Here is a 19,648-nt window from a genome sequence, read left to right on the forward strand (position 1 = left end):
AGGCCCGCTTGAATTCAGATTTTTAGGTATCACAGCCATTGATTCACTCAACCATTCATTGAATTCTCACAGATGCCGGCAAGGCACGGAACATTCAGCGCCCCCATATCTTCCAGGCAATTATATATCATTTGTTCTCTCCAACGGATACCCTCCCGCTTGACTTCCTGCACTCCTCTTCTCGGAAACCTTCAAAGCGGCAAAGGTCTGCTTTCTTTTCAAGTAGAAGTTGTTCTGGTGGGAAAAGCCTTCATAAAGGTTCTTAAAGAATCGGCGGTGATGTTGAACTGAGAAAGAAGCATCCCGGAGAGCATAAGCCCGCACCCGATCAACCCTCGCACAGGAAGGGTTTCGCTCAGCAGAATCCATCCCCCGACGGCCGCGAAAACCGATTCCAGGCTCAAAATGATCGAGGCATGGGCGGGGTTGGCTTCCTGTTGCGCGACCACCTGCAGGGTATAAGCGATCCCAACGGACATGAACCCTCCATACAGAATGGGCAGCAACCCCCGTAAGATACTCTGAAGGGAAATAGATTCCACGGCAAACGCCGTAATAAAACTCAAAAACGAGCAGACGGCAAATTGCAGGAAAGCAAGCTTGATGGATCCCACCCTGGCCGAAAACCACCCCACCAGGTGAACATGAGACGCCCAGAAAAAGGCTCCGGCGAGCACCAGCAGGTCCCCGTAGGAAATCGTGAATTTCCCCGTAACGCTGAGCAGGTAGAGTCCCACGGCGGCGAGAAGGGCTCCGGCCCAGGTCCCCAGTTCAGGCCGCTGTCTCCAAAAGAGGCCCATGATCGGCACGATAACGACGTAAAGCCCCGTAATGAAGCCCGCCTTGCCCGCCGTTGTATAGATGAGCCCCACCTGCTGCAACGATGCGCCCAGGTAAAGGGCAAGGCCCGCAAAACATCCTGCCGACAGGCTCATTTTTCTATTTCTGCCGGGGAGAATCTTCCGATACTTGATTTCCTGCCTGTGATTGAAAAGAAGAAGGGGAATGAGAGACAGACTGCCCAGAGCAAACCGCACGGCATTGAAGGTGAACGGACCCACATAATCCATACCCACACGCTGAGCGACGAAAGCAAATCCCCAGATCGTTGCTGTCAAAATAAGGAGAATATCAGCTCTAAGAGTTCGTTTTTTCATTATTTATCCAATTTTCGCAATCCATGTAATGCCTGTTTTCGATTTCGAGCGAAGGGAACATACCCCTACAAAATACAACCCGCAAGCTACTTCTTCACGATGGGACAAGCTTTCAGGTCGAAAGGATTGGTCCTCATGGCGAGGGAATAGAGATAGGGATAATTCGTCTTCAGATGTTCCATATATTTGAGCCACTGATTGAGAAGAAGCAGGTAGGCCCTTTTGATGTCCCCTGCCAGGTGCGCCTTGTCGGTATCGGGCAAATCCCGCAAATCCTGCCTACAGGCAAGCTCTTCGGTGAGGTGAAAGACTCCCCGCAGCAATTCCGTGAACGCTTCATGTTCGAGCAATACGGGATTTTCCAGGAGCCTCAGCATGAAACCACGCTTTTCCATGAGGAAGTTCAGCAGGTTTTCAAAATCGACCCGCTTCGGCTCCACTTCAAACGCATACCGCTTCAAGTGTTCGGTAACCGTGAGAAAATCCTTGGACGTCCATTCTTCCGTTATGATGAGATCCTTTCTGATTTCACTGAACCTGGAATCATAATGCGCGAACATCCTCAGGAGGTGCGTCCCCACTTCACTGAAAAAAACACCGATCACCATGTTCAGTTTTTCCAGTCTCGACTCCCTTTCCCGCCTGCTCAGCATCAGCTCGGTGGCGTTGGCGACAACTCCCAGGAAAATCCCCACCCCCATGATGATCACGAAAAGAGCAAGCACCTTGCCGAATTCCGTGACGGGGTGTACGTCCCCGTAGCCCACCGTCGCCATGGTCACAATGGTGAAGTAGAGAGAATCCAGGAAGGTGGCACCCTCGATGAGCATGAAACCCACCGTACCCAAGACCATGAGTGAAAAGAAGAAAATGACAAAAATCCTGAGCCGGATTTTTATTTCGTTCATGCATCCCCCCTTTGGATGGATTCCCTTTGGACGAATGTCTATCCCCGCGGTCTGTAGCGGTTCAGGTAATCCTCGAATTTTTCAATGCATTCCGGCAGATTCGCCCTACCGAACCCTATACGGAAGTGGTTGTATTCCTTACCGAAAATAGTTCCAGGCAGGAGAAGGACACCGGCTTTCTGCAGCACATCCCGGCAGAAAGCCTCGACATTGACGGCATCTGAAAGCCCGGGAAATGCAAGGGGACCGGCCTTGGGGGGGACCCACCGGAACAGAGTCCCATTCCTTTCGAAGAATGCGTCCAACAATTGCAGGTTTCCGCCGATGATCCGCAAATTCCTGGAAATCAGAAAATCCGCATGTTTCAGGGCAACGGTTGCCAGGTATTCGCTGGGAGCACTGCTACAGATGGTCGTGTAATCTTTGAAAGCGGCCATTTTCCGCCTCAGGTCCGCATTACGCGTTGCAATCCATCCGATGCGAAGTCCGGCCAGGCCAAAACTCTTGGACATCACCCCCAGAGAAACTCCCCGCTCATCCACATCGCACAAGGCGGGCAAACGGTCGCTTTCCAAATATTCCAGTCCGCGGTAGACTTCGTCAGAAAAGATGATAAAACCATGCTCTCGGGACAGCCTGACCAGTTCCTGAAAGGTCTCACGGTCCATGAGGTAGCCGGTGGGATTGTGAGGACAATTGATGATCACCGCTTTCGTATGGGGTTTCAGATTCTTGCGCAGGACGTCCAGGTCCAGCTCCCAGTCTCTTTCCCTGGATGCTTTCCATTCGGTCACCTGGCAGCCGATAGACGCGGCCACATCGGAAAGAGACTGGTAACAGGGAGCATGCACGATGACGTGATCTCCCCGTTCGAGGGTAACGTTCATGAAGTTGAAGATCGCCTCCTCCGCCCCCGCATGCACAAGAATGTCCTCGGGAGAAATCGTGTTGTAAAGGCCGGCAATCCGCTGCCTCAGCGCCGCTCCCCCCTGGGATTCGGTGTAGCCGAGCCAAAGGTCCTGCAAACCTTCCATCGCTCCGGGTTCTAAGGCAAGAAGTTCTTTGACCGTCAGGCTTTCACAATCCGAACAGCAAAGCAGGAAGGGTGCGTTGAATTCATGCTCTGCAAAATACCTCTCCAATCGAAACGGCGGAACTTTCACTCGTTTTCTCCTCTTCAACGGCCCTTTGCTATGTGAAGTGTCTGGTATACAAGGATTCGAGGCCGGATGAGCTTATACTGTGAACGGTTGAAACCTTGACTTCTGTAAGCTTTGTAGGAGCGCCTTCCAGGCGCGATTTTTTGGGGAGCAGGCTATTTTTGTCGCGGCTGGAAGCCGCTCCTACAAGATCATCAAGAAGTCAGGATCTCATCCGCGCGGAATATAAAATCCACCAGGACTCTACTCTATTTTTCTATAGTCTTGTTTGGAGAGGGCAGAACTGAATCCGCTGCCCTGGTAGTGTTCCTCATTCCTCTTTTCAAGGAGCCGCAATTCCTTTCTTGCTTTCGCTTCCAGGTTGCGCCGGCGTTCTTCTTCCGTCTCCAGAATGAGAGGGGGAACCTCTTTGGGACGTCCCTTCTCATCCAGAGAAACGTAAGTGAGATAAGCTGAAGCCGTATGCCGGACCTCGCCGGTGATGATGTTTTCAGCCTCTACTCGTACCCCGACCTCCATGGAAGACCTCCCCACCATGCTCAAACTCGCTTTCAGCGTAACAAGGTCTCCCACATACACCGGATGATGAAAGCTCAGCCGGTCGATGGATGCGGTAACGGCATTGCTGCGTCCGTGCCGCATGGCCACCACTCCACCGGCAATATCGATGAGCCTCATGATGACGCCTCCATGGACGTTGCCGGCGGGATTTGCATCTTGCGGGTTCATTTTCTGAGCCATGATGACACTGCTTTCGCTGACCCTTTTCCCCTTCATCTCCTCCAACCCCTTGTTCAAATAGCGTTTATCCCTTATGCGCCCTGGTTTATTCCAGGAACTTTTCCTTCAGACGGTCGATAAACCGTTCCAGATCGTTTCTGTCCCCTTCCTTGTAGTCGTCGGGATAGAGAAGGGCCGACATGTAGAAAATACTCGATATTTCCATGGCCTGAGCGGCCCTGCGCGCAAAGTCGTTCAATGCGGCACCGATTTCCCGCGCGGTTTCTCTCTCCATTTTGCTCAAAAACGGTTCCCCCATCTCGGGAAGTTCCGTCAGGAGGAAGGCCTTGTTGGTGAGCTTTTGAGTATAAGCTTCCTTGTCGTCTTCCGAAAACAGGACTTTTTTGGCTTCGGCTTCCAGTGCCCTGATTTTTGCCGCTGTCGTTTCAAGGACACGGACCAGCTTTTCCATGTTCTCGCGCTCGATATCTTTCATGTGTTTCTCCTTCAAATCGATCCATTTCAAACATTCCGCATGGGCAAAGGCCATGCCGTTTCAGATTCAATAAAGGTCTGGTCAGTCCTCATGATCGCAATTGCACACCCGCTTACCCGTACATCTTTACAACTTTCGGTACTCAGGACGACCGTTTAAAGGCCGGCAGAAAAAGGCAGAAAAAAAGGCTCACGAGAGATGCGCCGAAAACCGCCAGGAAAACCATTTCCATACCCTGCCCCACCGCTCCCTGCAGTGCATTCAGTACCGCTTCGGGAAGCACTGCCTGTATCTCCGGCTGAAAAAGACTCTGAACGTTCTCCGTAAGCTGGGCCGCAAGAGATTCCGGCACCACACTGCCCAGAGGAGATCTCATCATGGTATCCATAGACTGAGTGATGCGTTCCGTAACGAAACTCCCCGCAACCCCGATTCCTACAGTTCCCCCCAGGGTTCTCGCAAACTGATGGGAGGATGTGGCCACTCCGAGGTCCGAAGGTTCCAGGCTGCGCTGCACGATGAGGAGCGTCGCTATGGATACGAACCCCATTCCCAGTCCCGCCAGGCCGAAGACCAGGGCACATGCGGGAAGCGAGGTGGATGGAGAAAACGTCAAAGTCAGACCGGAACTCACGACAAGCGTGACAGCCCCCAGCAGGCTGAAACTCTTTTCATGGGGATGCCTGACCAACTGTCCGCAGAGCAGGGCTCCCGCCGACCAGCCCAAACTGAGGGGAATCATGGCCACTCCCAGTTGGGCGGGAGTTTTCCCCAGAGCCCCCTGAATGAACAAGGGGCTGAACGATGAAAGAGAAAAAATGGCAAAGCTGCTGAAAAAGGCTCCCGCATTGCCCAGGCTGAATCCTGGAATGCGAAAAAAAGAAAGCTCCAGGATCGGGTCTTTCGCCTTTCTCTCCACATGAATGAAGGCGGCAACCGCAGCGGCGCTCACTCCCAAAAGGCAGAGGATCTGTGGTGAAAGCCAGGTGTAAGTCCGCCCGGCGAGCATGAATGCCGTGAGCAGCCCCAAAACGGCCGCGGACAGGGTCAGCGCTCCTGCATAATCCACGGTGCCATCCGCCTTTCCGCGATGCGTGTCCTTGAGGTAAAACATGATTCCCAGGAGTGCCAGCCCACCTACAGGTACATTGATATAAAAAATCCAGGGCCATGACCAGTAGGAGACGATGAATCCCCCCATGGCAGGCCCCATCAGACTGGCGATGCCCCACACAAAGCTGATGAATCCCATCATCTTGCCGCGCTTTTCCGGGGATGAGAGGTCGGCGACCACGATATAGGCGAGAGCGAAATTTCCACCCGCGCCGATCCCCTGGAGAGCCCGGAACACGATGAGCTGCGTCATGCTCCGGGCGGCGCCCGCTAAAATGGAGCTCACCACAAAAATGGCGATGGCTGCGATGTAAAGCTTCTTGCTTCCGAAAAGATCGCAGAGTTTCCCGAAAATGGGCAGGGATATAGCCCGGGCAAGCAGGTAGGAGGAAAACACCCAGCTGTAGAGGGAGAGCCCCCCAAGCTCCGCAACGATGGTGGGCATGGCCGCCCCCACCACCAGTGCGTCCAGGGCGCCGAGAAAAAGGGCCAGCAGAGAAGCGACGATGACCAGCATGCGGGTCTTGCCGTCCATGAGATGGGGCTTCGCTGAGTCCACTCCCTCTGAAGGTGAAAGCTCGGGGTGGATTTTGCGTCCCCTCTCGTGGTGTACCGCTTTGGGATTCTTCATTTTTATCGGCTTCTTCAACAGGAAGTCCTTGAAATTGAATTATACTTCAAACGGCTTAGATCTGGACTTTCCGCCTTATCCTGGGAGTGAGGGCATCTTGCCCTCTCTTTTTGAGGGCGAGACGCCCTCGCTCCCGGGCTTGGTCCAGATTTCACCCGTTCACGGTATAACATTGCCAATCCCGGCCCAGATCGAAATATCCCTTTTCATAATCTGAAAATTCTTTTCACATCTGGATCTTTATAACCCTGAATCCATCGTTTCAAAATCAGGATTTTCTCGATAGCCAACGGCCTCAAAATATAATACAGGTACGCCAAGCTCGATTTGGGAGCGAATTCCGCCCCCCTACGCACTGAACCCCTACGCACTGGACCTTTGCGCTTACTTCATATCGAGTGCCTATCCTGAAGAGGAGGAGTTCAAACATGTTTAACGAACCCATTGCTCATATCACAGAAGATGGCCGAGTGCACACGCTCAGGGAACATCTTTTCAATACTGCGGCACGATCCGCCGACTTTGCATCCGTCTTCGGTTTTCGCCAATGGGGCCGGCTGTGCGGCCTGTGGCATGATCTCGGCAAATACTCCCAGGCATTTCAAGACAAGCTCAAGGCGGCCGCCGGAGGTGAAGCGCACCTGGAGGCCAAAGCCCGGGTTGATCATTCCACGGCCGGCGGGCTTTACGCCGTGGAACAGTTCAAAATGGCCGGGCGCTTGTTTGCCTACATCGCTGCCGGCCATCACGCCGGGCTGCCCGACTGGGAAGCCGACCGCACGGGCCTTGCGGCGCTCTCTCAGCGCCTGTTGAACAAGGATCTCCTTGCCTCCGCCCTGGCGGGTAATATTCCGGCTGAAATTCTCGAACAGCCGTTTCCCGAAGAAAAACCTGCTGGACGTGATCCGGCCTTTTGGCTGCGCATGCTCTTTTCCTGCGTTGTAGATGCAGATTTTCTCGACACGGAAGAGTTTTTCGAACCGGAAAAGGCTGCTCGGCGCACCGGGTATCCTACCTTGTCGGAACTGCACGATTCCTTCAAAGCATACATGGTCGACAAACAGGCGGGGGCACGAGACACCAAGGTCAACCGAATCCGCGCCGGCATACTGGCCAGTTGCATTGAAAAGGCAAAGGACTCCCCTGGAATTTTCAGCCTGACTGTTCCAACCGGCGGAGGAAAAACGCTTTCCTCCATGGCCTTTGCCCTGCACCACGCTGCCGTCCATGGGCAACGACGGATCATTTACGTGATTCCGTATACCAGTATCATCGAACAAACGGCCGATCAGTTCCGGCAGATTTTCGGTGATGCCGTGGTGGAACATCACAGCAACTTCGATGCAGCCGGTGTTGAGGGAGAAACCCCTCGGTCGCGACTTGCCTGCGAAAATTGGGATGCACCCATCATCGTCACCACCAACGTACAGTTTTTCGAGTCGCTTTTTGCCAGCCGTACCAGCCGATGCCGTAAATTGCACAATATTGCCGGCAGCGTGGTCATATTGGACGAAGCCCAACTCCTGCCCCCTGAATTCCTCAGACCGATACTCAAGGCCCTGGACGAACTGCGCAAACACTATGGCGTGACCGTCCTGCTCTGCACCGCGACTCAGCCAGCCCTCGGCCCGCACAAGGCTTCAGGTTTCACCTTTGAAGGGTTGGAAGGCATTCGTGAGGTCATGGAAGATCCCGCCAACCTTTATAACAGCCTGAAACGGGTTGAAGTGAAGTTGCCAGAGAATATCCACGAACCCGAAACATGGGAAAATCTGGCCGAGGAACTGACCCGGCAGCCCTCGGTGCTCTGCATCGTCAACCGCCGGGATGACTGCCGCATCCTCTGGTCCCTCATGCCCAAGGACACTTTCCATCTTTCCGCCCTAATGTGCGGCGCTCACCGTTCCGATAAGATTGCCAGGATCAAGGCGCGACTGGATGGCGGACTGCCCACCCGCGTCGTCAGCACCCAACTGGTCGAGGCGGGAGTCGATCTGGACTTTCCGGCTGTCTACCGGGCCATGGCGGGGCTGGATTCCATTGCACAAGCCGCCGGCCGCTGCAACCGTGAAGGTTTGATGGAAAAGGGCACGCTGACTGTTTTCATCCCACCTAGCCGTCCGCCGGTCGGTGTTCTAAGGCAGGCGGCCGGGATCGGGACGCGATTGCTCGGTGAAAATGTGACGGACCCTCTGGCGCCCCACCGTTTCACGGCCTTTTTCCGTGAACTCTACTGGCTGCAAGGTGAAGAGCGGCTGGATGCCCAAAACATTTTGAAAGAGTTGAAACCCGACAGGGAGTTGCGTTTCAGCTTTCGCAGCGCAGCGGAGAAATTTAAGCTCATAGACGATACCGCTCAGGCCCCGGTTATCGTCACCTACGGCGAAGAGGGTGCAAAGCTGGTCGGCCAATTGTCCAGTCTAGGGCCTGAACGCTGGCTGCTTCGCAAACTACAGCGTTATGTGGTCAATCTGCCTAAACACCTGCACAAGCGATTGCTTGCAGAAGGCGCCATCCGTGAAATTCATGCCGGAATTTACGTCCAGGGACACGGTGCCCTTTACAATGATGATTTAGGGTTCTGCCCTGAGAAATCCATTATTTACGACCCAGATGATCTGATAGGGTAAGTCCAAAAGAAAGGAGGATCAATGAGTGCAGAAGCGTTGAAGAGCCGAACGTTTCGCCTCAAGGTGTGGGGGAAAAACGCTTGCTTTACCCGCCCGGAGATGAAGGTGGAGCGAGTTTCCTACGATGTTATGACCCCATCGGCCGCCCGTGGCATCCTGGAGGCGATCTTATGGAAACCAGCTATACGCTGGCAGGTCACTCAAATCGATGTGCTCAACCCCATTCGCTGGACATCGGTGCGGCGCAACGAGGTGGGAGCGGTCATGTCTCCGCGCACAAACGGCCTTTTTGTCGAAGAGCAGCGGCAACAAAGGGCCGGCTTGTTCTTGCGCGATGTGGCTTATGTCATACACACCTTTTTTGAGATGACAGCAAAGGCCGGTGCCGAAGACAACGTCAAGAAGTTCGAGGAAATGTTCCTTCGCCGGGCACAAAAGGGGCAGTGCTTTCATCGCCCCTACCTTGGCTGCCGCGAGTTTGCAGCGTATTTTGAACCGTTGGCGGATGCAGGAGAAGAGCCTCAGACCATCGATGAAAATCGCGATCTTGGATTCATGCTCTATGACATGGATCACTCCGGCGCGGAGCCTATGCCGATGTGGTTCCGAGCGCAGATCCAGAACGGGCGGGTGCATGTACCCCCGTTGAACAGTGCGGAGGTGCGACGATGATTCTGCAAGCTCTGGCAAAATACTACGACCGTCTTGCTGAGGAGGGGAGCGTTGCTCCGCACGGATTCAAGCAAGTTGAGATCCCTTTTCTCATAATTCTTAACGAACGTGGCGAGTTTATCGAACTACAGGACACTCGCACCCCATCTGGCAAGAAGTTGCTGGCAAGAACTTTTTTGGTGCCAGAAGAACGAGAGCGCGCAGGTCCAAAAGCATGGCAGGTATCAAACCAGCTATGGGACCATTACGGCTATGTTGTTGCATGGCCTAAATCAGATAGCGAAGAACATAAGGAAATGGCACGTAAACAACATATCTCTTTTTTGTCTGAAGTGAAGAAACTGCATGAGAACTACCCTGATGATATAGGAATTAGAGCCGTCTATCATTTTCTTAATACTGGTAATTTCGCGGCAGTGTTCAAGCATCCACTGTGGAATGAATGTATAAGAATTCCCGGCTGCAATTTAACCTTCAAAATTGAAGGGCAACCGCAACTCGTTTGTGAAAGTGTGAGTGTCAAGGATTTTATTGCCACAACCGGCGCATCAACTGCGAGTGACGAAGATGAAGGTACTTTGCCGGAAATCGAAGGCAACTGCCTTGTGTGCGGCGAGCATGCACCTGTTGCTCGACTTCACCGAAGAACCCCCATCGCCGGCGCGAAGAGCAATGCAAAAATCGTTTCTTTCCAGAAGAACATGGGTTTTGACTCCTATGACAAGTTGCAAAGCTACAACGCCCCAATAAGCAAAAAGGCTGCTTTTGCCTATACAACTGCTCTTAATAAGGTTCTCGCCAAAAATTCGCGCCAAAAGCTCTTTATAGGAAACGACACTGCTGTCTTCTGGGCGGAGAAGAGGCACGAAATAGAGAACGTCTTCGCCAACCTTTTCGGTGAACCTGCCAAAGGTGAACCAGAACAAGACTATAAATCGATTGTGGCAATGTTCCGAGCTCCGGAGACCGGCGCATCGCCTCATCTCGATCCGGATACACAGTTTTACATTCTCGGCTTATCGCCCAATGCGGCACGCATTGCCGTGCGTTTCTGGTATGCAGGTAAAGTGCGAGAAGTCACCGACAATATTTGGCACCACTTTGACGACCTTGAAATAGTGAAAGGCGCAAAGGAATGGCGCTCAATTACTCTTCGCAGTCTTCTGCGGACGACGGCCTTGCTGGAAAAGGATGACAATGTTCCACCTAATCTCGCTGGCGATACTATGAAGGCCATTTTAGCAGGTACGCCCTATCCCCAGACCCTGCTCGCGGCTGCAGTGCGTCGCTGTCGGGCGGAGCAGTCCAAAAGAGACCCAAACACAGGAAAGCTTCTTGAGAATGTGCCCTATCCTCGCGCAGCACTCATCAAAGCTGTGCTGGTACGAGACAGTCGTTTCGGAACACGATTCTGCAACAAAAATGAAAAGGAGGTCAGTATGTCACTGGATCCCGAAAACACTAATGCCGGTTACCGGCTGGGTCGCTTGTTCGCCGTACTTGAAAAGATTCAAGAGGAAGCCAATCCCGGCATCAACGCCACCATTCGGGACCGCTTCTATGGTTCTGCTTCGGCCACCCCTGTGGCAGCCTTCCCCCATTTGATGAAGCTCAAGAACCATCACCTTTCCAAGCTGGAGAATCGGGGGCGGGCCGTCAACCTGGAAAAAATGATCGGAGAAATCGTGGACGCTCTCAACGACTTTCCGGCACACCTAAGTTTACCCGATCAGGGACGTTTCGCGGTCGGATACTACCATCAACGCCAAGCCTTCTTCGCTAAATGAAAACAAACATACTGATATGGAGGAAACGACCATGAGCAATGTGATCCAAAACCGCTACGACTTCGTGCTCCTTTTTGACGTGAAAGACGGCAACCCTAATGGCGATCCCGATGCCGGTAACCTCCCGCGCATAGACCCCGAAACGGGGCACGGGCTAGTGACGGATGTTTGCTTGAAAAGAAAAGTTAGGAATTATGTGAGCTTGGCAAAAGGTCTGTCAGCTCCGAATGATATCTATATAAAGGAAAAGGCAATATTAGGGCATGCACATTTTGCAGCTTTCAAAGAGTTGAAAATAGAGCTTGGAGAAGAATCGCGGCAACTCATCACCAAAGAGCAAGCCGAACAGCTTGAGGAGTTGGGCTTGCCCGAAGGGCTTTCCATTCTTGAAGATGATGACGATACGTTTTACTTGGTTATTGCAGCAGTCGCAGACAAAAAGGAGATCAAAGACTGGCTGAAAGAATCCGACCCCCCAAAAGAGATAAAAAAAACAGTGAGTGAAGCTTTGAAACAGGCCAAACCAAGACGGCCACGTGCGGAGGAGGTATCAAAAGGTAGAGGCCAGATGTGCAAAACCTTCTATGATATCAGAACGTTTGGTGCAGTTTTATCGCTCAAGACAGCCCCCAACTGCGGCCAGGTTCGCGGCCCGGTTCAGCTCACCTTCGCACGCAGTATCGAACCTATCGTTCCGCTCGAACACAGCATCACCCGCATGGCTGTGGCCACCGAAGCGGAAGCTGAAAAGCAGCAGGGCGACAACCGCACCATGGGCCGCAAGTTCACTGTGCCCTATGCCCTCTACCGTTGTCACGGTTTTGTTTCCGCTCCTCTTGCAGAGCAAACAGGTTTTTCCGACGAAGACCTGAAATTATTCTGGGAAGCCCTGACCAGCATGTTCGAGCATGACCGCTCGGCGGCGCGTGGAGAAATGGCGACCCGCAAGCTGATTGTTTTCAAACACGATTCGAAGATGGGAAAAGCACCCGCCCATAAACTGTTCGATCTGGTCAAAGTAGAAAGGGTCAATGGCGCTAAGGGACCGGCGAGATCGTTTGCCGACTATGTTGTGAAGGTAGACGAAACCTCTATACCGGCTGGAGTGATTCTAGAGAAGGAACTCGATGTACACTGAAGAAGACCTCCTCCCTCTCTCCGCCTTGCAGCATCTGCTCTTCTGTGAGCGGCAGTGCGCCCTGATCCACATCGAGCAGATATGGGTGGAAAACTTATACACGGCCGAGGGGCGCGTCATGCACGAGCGAGTGGATTCCGGTCGCAGCGAATCCCGACGGGATGTCCGCCTGGCGTTCGGTCTGCCTTTGCGCTCGCTCAGGCTGGGGCTGACGGGGAAAGCCGACGCGGTGGAGTTTCATCGCGAGGAAGGCAAAACGGGAGGAGAGAGGTCTTCCAGCTCACCCCTCTGGAGGCCTTTCCCCGTCGAGTACAAACGCGGTCGGCCCAAAAAGGAGCTCTGGGACAAGGTCCAGCTCTGCGCTCAGGCCATGTGCCTGGAAGAGATGCTGGATGTTGAAGTGCCCAGAGGCGCTCTTTTCTACGGCAAAACCCGCCGTCGGGTAGACGTGGTTTTTGACGCGGAACTGCGCCGCAAGACCGAGGAAACGGCCGGTCGATTGCATGACTTGATCGCTTCAGGCGTAACGCCGCCTGCGGTCTATGATGAAAAGTGTGAATCCTGCTCTTTCATTTCCTTGTGTCTTCCCAAGGCCACGGGAGGCAAGCGCAGCGTGGCCCGGTATCTGGCCGAGATGATGCAAAGTTGAGGGGCACATGTACAGCTTTCCCTGCCCTGGATTGTATCGTACCATTACTGTTAAAGGCCGTGATAAAATGCTTGCAGGCGCTTTATAGGGGATGAAGCCAACACAAGATTTGGAGGTTGCCTGGGAGATCCGTCAGCTTGCAGACAAGAACTTTCAGTTGTTGAAGAAGAATCCGCGATATCCTTCTCTTCAATTCAAGAAAATCGATGAATTGTGGTCTGTGAGAGTTGGTCTTGCACATCGAGCATTGGCTGTCGAAGATGGCGATGACTTCATCTGGGTATGGCTTGGCACCCATGACGATTACGAAAAAATGATAAAAGGGTGTTAACCGCCAGACGGGATAAGCCCGCAAGGAACTCCTTGAGCCTTGTGGCACATGTCAGTTACCCATTGAATAGGGCTGCATTACGATAGGAAGACATGATACATCCGCGTGTTGTGGGGGGTAAACGGGATTCCGAGTAAATGCTCACCCTTTCATTCTCTAATCTCGCAGGTCGCCACTTTGATGTTTGGTCATACCTTAGAAAAAGGGCTTTGGGGGAGTTTCTCGTGGATCTTACGAAGTTCAGTTAAGGAGGGTCATGAAAAAGCACCTCAACACCTTGTATGTTACGACCCAGGGTGCTTACCTGTCCAAGGAAGGTGAAACCGTGTTGGTTTCCGTGGAAGGCGAAAAGCGCCTGCAGGTTCCGGTGCACACCCTCGGAGGCATTGTCTGCTTTGGCCGGGTGAGCTGCAGTCCTTTTCTGATGGGCTTTTGTGCCGAAAACAATGTGGGACTCAGCTTTCTGACGGAAAGCGGCCGATTCATGGCGCGGGTACAGGGGCCGGTCTCCGGAAATGTACTGCTTCGTCGCGAACAATACCGCCGCGCCGATGCACCCGAATTTTCGACCGCAATGGCAAGGTTCTTTGTGGCTGGAAAAATCGCCAATGCCAGGACGGTCCTGCAGCGCGCCATTAGAGATCATGGCGACAAGATCGCTCAATCTGAGGTCGAGAGTGCCGTGGCCTGGCTCGCGGGCGCCCAAAAGCGACTGGAAACCATTGATTCCCTGGATGCCGTAAGGGGGATCGAAGGCGATACAGCCCGCTGGTATTTCAGCGTCTTCGATCACCTGATCACCAGTCAAAAAGATAGCTTCAGATTCAAAGGGCGAAACCGGCGCCCACCTTTAGATAATGTCAATTGTTTGCTGTCGTTTCTCTACACATTGTTGGTGCATGACGTTCGTTCAGCTCTTGAAGGCGTGGGACTCGATCCGGCTGTGGGCTTTCTGCATCGCGACCGACCCGGCCGCCCCGGCCTCGCACTGGACCTGATGGAGGAGTTCCGTCCATTCCTGGCTGACCGACTGGTTTTATCCCTCATCAATCTCGGACAGGTAAACGCAAAGGGATTCAGCAAATCGGAGACGGGAGCCGTTACCATGACGGACGATACCCGAAAGGGGGTTATCGTGGCCTACCAAAAGCGCAAGCAAGATGAGATTCTGCACCCTTTTCTCGGTGAAAAGGTGGCCATCGGGATTCTCTTCCATATACAGGCGCTTTTGCTGGCACGCTACCTGAGAGGTGATCTGGACGGTTATCCGCCGTTTGTCTGGAGGTGATGAATCATGATGGTGCTGATCAGCTATGACGTAGCCACCAAGGATAGCAATGGACAGAAACGTCTGCGGGGGGTAGCGAAAATTTGCAAGAATTATGGGCAAAGGGTCCAATATTCGGTCTTCGAATGCATAGTGGATCCAGCCCAATGGACACTACTGCGGCAGAAGTTGCAGGATGTGATCGATCCCTCTGAAGACAGCCTGCGCTTCTATTTTCTGGGCGCCAACTGGCAGAAACGGGTAGAGCACATCGGAGCCAAGCCCTCTTTTGACCAGGAAGGTCCCCTCATTGCCTAACGCCCCGCGAACCCCAAGCTCACATCTTGAACCCTGGAGGTTCGCGGACCCGTAATTTACCCAAAATTCGGAGGAGATAAATTTTTATAGAGGCAGCTGGTTCGGCTGAACATCGGTTTTTTTATTAGAGTTCGCGGATCAGTTCTTGAAAATAATGTATTTTCATTTAGATGAAGGTTATACAGTCGCCCCCCGCGCGGGGGCGTGGATTGAAACCGCATTGAGCCCGGATACCAATTGCCCCTGAGCGGTCGCCCCCCGCGCGGGGGCGTGGATTGAAACGATCACCCTGATAAAGATCTATCTGGTTTTGCAAGTCGCCCCCCGCGCGGGGGCGTGGATTGAAACCTTGAAAGAAGCAATCGCAACCGCCCAATAATCTGAGTCGCCCCCCGCGCGGGGGCGTGGATTGAAACGGGCTGTACGCCTGGAACGATCCCAATAAAATCTGTCGCCCCCCGCGCGGGGGCGTGGATTGAAACACACAACCGATCAACTCAAGGCGGCGCTCAAAGGTCGCCCCCCGCGCGGGGGCGTGGATTGAAACACTCCCCCAAACGGGCCGATTCGATAGGCCATGAGTCGCCCCCCGCGCGGGGGCGTGGATTGAAACAGGCAAATCCCGAATCAATGGATATCCGTTACGAGTCGCCCCCCGCGCGGGGGCGTGGATTGAAACTGCCCCATTTTGGGCGAAACTCCTGATGTGGAGGTGGTCGCCCCCCGCGCGGGGGCGTGGATTGAAACATGTATGCCGTCGCAAACTCGTTTTGTTTTGCGTGTCGCCCCCCGCGCGGGGGCGTGGATTGAAACGATGTGGAAGCGCCTGCCATCAATACCGACATCCGTCGCCCCCCGCGCGGGGGCGTGGATTGAAACGTTCAGTCGGTAGCGAGCGGTCTTCCTGGAGCAGCGTCGCCCCCCGCGCGGGGGCGTGGATTGAAACACGGCGAGACGCTTTGTATCCTTTTGTTTTTCAAAGTCGCCCCCCGCGCGGGGGCGTGGATTGAAACAAGATGTATATGGACTCCAACAATCACGCATCCATGTCGCCCCCCGCGCGGGGGCGTGGATTGAAACAACGGTGACAGCGAGATCATTACCTGCGGTGTAACGTCGCCCCCCGCGCGGGGGCGTGGATTGAAACACTGTCGGAACTTCCGGGGCGGATATGATTTTGAGCGTCGCCCCCCGCGCGGGGGCGTGGATTGAAACACTCAGAAAGCGATGGATCAAAACCCTGACAAGCTGAGTCGCCCCCCGCGCGGGGGCGTGGATTGAAACTGCCGTATCTTTTGAATCGATGAGTGCAAAAGAAGTCGCCCCCCGCGCGGGGGCGTGGATTGAAACCGGTGGGTGGGATTGGAGAGATTCCATGCCCGGAGTCGCCCCCCGCGCGGGGGCGTGGATTGAAACCGGGAGATCCAAAGGCCACCACGCAGGCCTGAACCGTCGCCCCCCGCGCGGGGGCGTGGATTGAAACAAAAACATCTTGCCCGGTGCCATGCGAGCATGGCCGTCGCCCCCCGCGCGGGGGCGTGGATTGAAACGCTCATCGAGTATCCCGACAAGCCAAACGTTTTGTCGCCCCCCGCGCGGGGGCGTGGATTGAAACACCTCGACCCACCCACCCATCGCCTCAACAACCTGGGTCGCCCCCCGCGCGGGGGCGTGGATTGAAACTCGCCTAGTAGTATAGGAGCCACTATGGAAACGATGTCGCCCCCCGCGCGGGGGCGTGGATTGAAACAAATCGAACTGCCTCCGATGCCGGTGCCTCTCAAAGTCGCCCCCCGCGCGGGGGCGTGGATTGAAACAAGCTCGTCCGCCTTCCCATGCACATGATCGGAAGTCGCCCCCCGCGCGGGGGCGTGGATTGAAACTGGTATTGTCGAAAGATCATTGCCATCTCCAAGGGTGTCGCCCCCCGCGCGGGGGCGTGGATTGAAACGCATTGGGGAATCCTTGAGTCGGTCCGGTCAGGCGTCGCCCCCCGCGCGGGGGCGTGGATTGAAACATCAACTCGAGCATAATAGGCGACGTTGTCCACTGTCGCCCCCCGCGCGGGGGCGTGGATTGAAACAGCGCCATCTACATGAAGATCACCATCGACGGCGGTCGCCCCCCGCGCGGGGGCGTGGATTGAAACAACGGCTTATCGCTTCCATGATGCACCTTGGCATGTCGCCCCCCGCGCGGGGGCGTGGATTGAAACGCCCAAAAACGCGACATCAGGGTCTATGAGGCTATGTCGCCCCCCGCGCGGGGGCGTGGATTGAAACAGACCGGGCAGACGGAGCCGCAGGCCGTGGCAAGTCGCCCCCCGCGCGGGGGCGTGGATTGAAACTAACCTAAGGAGCAAAAGCATGAACCAATGGGAGAGTCGCCCCCCGCGCGGGGGCGTGGATTGAAACAAGTGGAACGGCCTCAAAAAAGTCAAAGGAGAATGTCGCCCCCCGCGCGGGGGCGTGGATTGAAACGATGTTTCCGGCGCCCAGGCTGGGGAGATTATGACGTCGCCCCCCGCGCGGGGGCGTGGATTGAAACCTCGCCGTCGATGGTGATCTTCATGTAGATGGCGCGTCGCCCCCCGCGCGGGGGCGTGGATTGAAACATTCCTAACGCAACTCCAGCACATCAAGGGCAAAGTCGCCCCCCGCGCGGGGGCGTGGATTGAAACTCGCAGACCATATTTGCAAAAATTGCCGCCCCCTTGGGTCGCCCCCCGCGCGGGGGCGTGGATTGAAACTGCTCAATCCCGTCACTCTTGTAATCGCCGCACTGTCGCCCCCCGCGCGGGGGCGTGGATTGAAACCATCTCTCAGTACCAATACCAGACCCACACGGTGAGTCGCCCCCCGCGCGGGGGCGTGGATTGAAACATTCCATTTCCGTCTGGAGGATAACCCTTATCTGGTCGCCCCCCGCGCGGGGGCGTGGATTGAAACGAGATCTTAACCCAAATAAAGGCCACTGAAATCAGGTCGCCCCCCGCGCGGGGGCGTGGATTGAAACAATACCATCTAACAGACAAACAGATCGCCGCCTTGGTCGCCCCCCGCGCGGGGGCGTGGATTGAAACACGGAAAACGCACGAGACATGGAAGACCGGGTTGTCGCCCCCCGCGCGGGGGCGTGGATTGAAACTTCCCTCCTTTTCCACACGCTGAAAAATACTAGGGGTCGCCCCCCGCGCGGGGGCGTGGATTGAAACATGGTGTGATGGGGAGATGGTACTGCGATCCTGCCGTCGCCCCCCGCGCGGGGGCGTGGATTGAAACAATCCAGGATCTACAGTATATTTCGATCCTTGACCGTCGCCCCCCGCGCGGGGGCGTGGATTGAAACTGGAGGCCGACTGCAAAGCCATTCAAAGGACGATGTCGCCCCCCGCGCGGGGGCGTGGATTGAAACCATCACTGCTACGTCAGCTACAAAAGAGGGTATCGGTCGCCCCCCGCGCGGGGGCGTGGATTGAAACCATCGAGCAATTGGACACGGTGGACGACGACACGTCGCCCCCCGCGCGGGGGCGTGGATTGAAACTTCTCAGGTTTCTCCTGAACCTGAATCGTCTGAAGTCGCCCCCCGCGCGGGGGCGTGGATTGAAACAAGACCAAGCGGCTTGCGGCGCGCGAGGCACGGAGTCGCCCCCCGCGCGGGGGCGTGGATTGAAACAAGCTGGACGACGAGCTCCGCGCGGCCGGCAGGGAGTCGCCCCCCGCGCGGGGGCGTGGATTGAAACCAGTTTTAATTGTGTATATGATGTAGATGAAGTAGTCGCCCCCCGCGCGGGGGCGTGGATTGAAACTATTCCTGAACCTTGCTCCATTGGGAGGATCTGCGGTCGCCCCCCGCGCGGGGGCGTGGATTGAAACATTCAAACAGCAAATCGTGCTGCAAGAAATGCACGTCGCCCCCCGCGCGGGGGCGTGGATTGAAACTTATATAGATTCTTAACCCTGCGTCCCCCTTCGAAGTCGCCCCCCGCGCGGGGGCGTGGATTGAAACCAAAGTCATGTATCCTGGATAAACTCGATCCATGCAAGTCGCCCCCCGCGCGGGGGCGTGGATTGAAACACCCGTTGGGTATCTCCGTCGGCGTCCCTGTATGGTCGCCCCCCGCGCGGGGGCGTGGATTGAAACGATTACGACTCGACCGTATGGGAATGTCTCCTGAGTCGCCCCCCGCGCGGGGGCGTGGATTGAAACCTTTGTAACTCCGAAGCAGTCGAGTGTGGCCCTGGTCGCCCCCCGCGCGGGGGCGTGGATTGAAACCGTGGTGATCGACGAGGAAAAGAAGATCAGTGCGTCGCCCCCCGCGCGGGGGCGTGGATTGAAACCGTCATCCGGCGGAAATATCGGCTCGTCCCAGACGGTCGCCCCCCGCGCGGGGGCGTGGATTGAAACCACCACGGGTCGTCATGGCGCAGAGTCACGTTGTGTCGCCCCCCGCGCGGGGGCGTGGATTGAAACGGCGACGTGACGATTGAAACCCGACTGGGCCATATGTCGCCCCCCGCGCGGGGGCGTGGATTGAAACCTGCCAATGAGCACGCACTGCGATGACCTGGTTAGTCGCCCCCCGCGCGGGGGCGTGGATTGAAACCGGATGGGGGAGAAGGCGTTAAACGACAAGTGTAGTCGCCCCCCGCGCGGGGGCGTGGATTG

The 19,648-nt window shown here is 55.3% G+C and carries 14 protein-coding genes and 1 CRISPR repeat array (1 of these 15 cut by a window edge); of the genes, 8 read left to right on the forward strand and 6 right to left on the reverse strand.

Going from position 1 to position 19,648, the window contains the following annotated elements; genetic code table 11:
- Positions 1 to 218 precede the first annotated feature (218 nt).
- From QMG16_RS08400 to QMG16_RS08425, 6 genes are all read right to left on the reverse strand, one after another.
- Complete coding sequence (locus QMG16_RS08400) at positions 219 to 1,157, reverse strand: DMT family transporter (RefSeq protein ID WP_281793523.1); 939 nt, start codon at positions 1,155 to 1,157, stop codon at positions 219 to 221.
- 86 nt (positions 1,158 to 1,243) lie between these two features.
- Positions 1,244 to 2,065: a potassium channel family protein gene (locus QMG16_RS08405; RefSeq protein ID WP_281793524.1), complete on the reverse strand. Its 822-nt coding sequence runs from the start codon at positions 2,063 to 2,065 to the stop codon at positions 1,244 to 1,246.
- A 38-nt stretch (positions 2,066 to 2,103) separates the two neighbouring features.
- Positions 2,104 to 3,228, reverse strand: coding sequence for an aminotransferase class I/II-fold pyridoxal phosphate-dependent enzyme (locus QMG16_RS08410; protein ID WP_281793525.1), 1,125 nt, complete (start codon positions 3,226 to 3,228; stop codon positions 2,104 to 2,106).
- Positions 3,229 to 3,468: 240 nt separating this feature from the next.
- Entirely contained in the window at positions 3,469 to 4,002 is a 534-nt protein-coding gene (locus QMG16_RS08415; protein WP_281793526.1) for an acyl-CoA thioesterase, read from the reverse strand.
- Between the two features lie 49 nt (positions 4,003 to 4,051).
- Positions 4,052 to 4,441 carry a hypothetical protein gene (locus tag QMG16_RS08420; RefSeq protein WP_281793527.1) on the reverse strand — a complete coding sequence of 130 codons (390 nt, stop codon included), beginning with the start codon at positions 4,439 to 4,441 and terminating at the stop codon, positions 4,052 to 4,054.
- A gap of 142 nt (positions 4,442 to 4,583) precedes the next feature.
- Positions 4,584 to 6,185 carry an MDR family MFS transporter gene (locus QMG16_RS08425; protein ID WP_281793528.1) on the reverse strand — a complete coding sequence of 534 codons (1,602 nt, stop codon included), beginning with the start codon at positions 6,183 to 6,185 and terminating at the stop codon, positions 4,584 to 4,586.
- Positions 6,186 to 6,613: 428 nt separating this feature from the next.
- On the opposite strand from QMG16_RS08425, the gene cas3 reads away from it, so the two are divergent.
- The 8 genes from cas3 (at position 6,614) to cas2 (ending at position 14,977) form a co-directional block, all read left to right on the forward strand.
- Positions 6,614 to 8,815, forward strand: coding sequence for a CRISPR-associated helicase Cas3' (cas3, locus tag QMG16_RS08430; RefSeq protein WP_281793529.1), 2,202 nt, complete (start codon positions 6,614 to 6,616; stop codon positions 8,813 to 8,815).
- A 21-nt stretch (positions 8,816 to 8,836) separates the two neighbouring features.
- Positions 8,837 to 9,487: a type I-C CRISPR-associated protein Cas5c gene (gene cas5c, locus QMG16_RS08435; protein ID WP_281793530.1), complete on the forward strand. Its 651-nt coding sequence runs from the start codon at positions 8,837 to 8,839 to the stop codon at positions 9,485 to 9,487.
- Positions 9,484 to 11,274, forward strand: coding sequence for a type I-C CRISPR-associated protein Cas8c/Csd1 (cas8c, locus tag QMG16_RS08440; RefSeq protein ID WP_281793531.1), 1,791 nt, complete (start codon positions 9,484 to 9,486; stop codon positions 11,272 to 11,274). The genes cas5c and cas8c overlap by 4 nt, the downstream gene beginning before the upstream one ends.
- Positions 11,275 to 11,305: 31 nt before the next feature.
- Positions 11,306 to 12,412, forward strand: a complete 1,107-nt coding sequence (cas7c, locus tag QMG16_RS08445; RefSeq protein ID WP_281793532.1) for a type I-C CRISPR-associated protein Cas7/Csd2 — start codon at positions 11,306 to 11,308, stop codon at positions 12,410 to 12,412.
- Positions 12,402 to 13,061 (forward strand): CRISPR-associated protein Cas4, encoded by a 660-nt coding sequence (cas4, locus tag QMG16_RS08450; RefSeq protein WP_281793533.1) that lies wholly within the window; start codon positions 12,402 to 12,404, stop codon positions 13,059 to 13,061. The genes cas7c and cas4 overlap by 11 nt, the downstream gene beginning before the upstream one ends.
- Positions 13,062 to 13,152: 91 nt before the next feature.
- Positions 13,153 to 13,392, forward strand: coding sequence for a ParE family toxin-like protein (locus QMG16_RS08455; RefSeq protein ID WP_281793534.1), 240 nt, complete (start codon positions 13,153 to 13,155; stop codon positions 13,390 to 13,392).
- 256 nt (positions 13,393 to 13,648) lie between these two features.
- A complete protein-coding gene (gene cas1c, locus QMG16_RS08460) occupies positions 13,649 to 14,680 on the forward strand; it encodes a type I-C CRISPR-associated endonuclease Cas1c (RefSeq protein ID WP_281793535.1) in 1,032 nt (343 codons plus the stop codon).
- A 6-nt stretch (positions 14,681 to 14,686) separates the two neighbouring features.
- A complete protein-coding gene (gene cas2 / locus QMG16_RS08465; protein ID WP_281793536.1) occupies positions 14,687 to 14,977 on the forward strand; it encodes a CRISPR-associated endonuclease Cas2 in 291 nt (96 codons plus the stop codon).
- 184 nt (positions 14,978 to 15,161) lie between these two features.
- Positions 15,162 to 19,648: a CRISPR direct-repeat array (repeat unit 32 nt; unit sequence GTCGCCCCCCGCGCGGGGGCGTGGATTGAAAC); it runs 70 nt beyond the window's last position.

Source organism: Desulforhabdus amnigena, assembly GCF_027925305.1.
Classification (GTDB): domain Bacteria; phylum Desulfobacterota; class Syntrophobacteria; order Syntrophobacterales; family Syntrophobacteraceae; genus Desulforhabdus; species Desulforhabdus amnigena.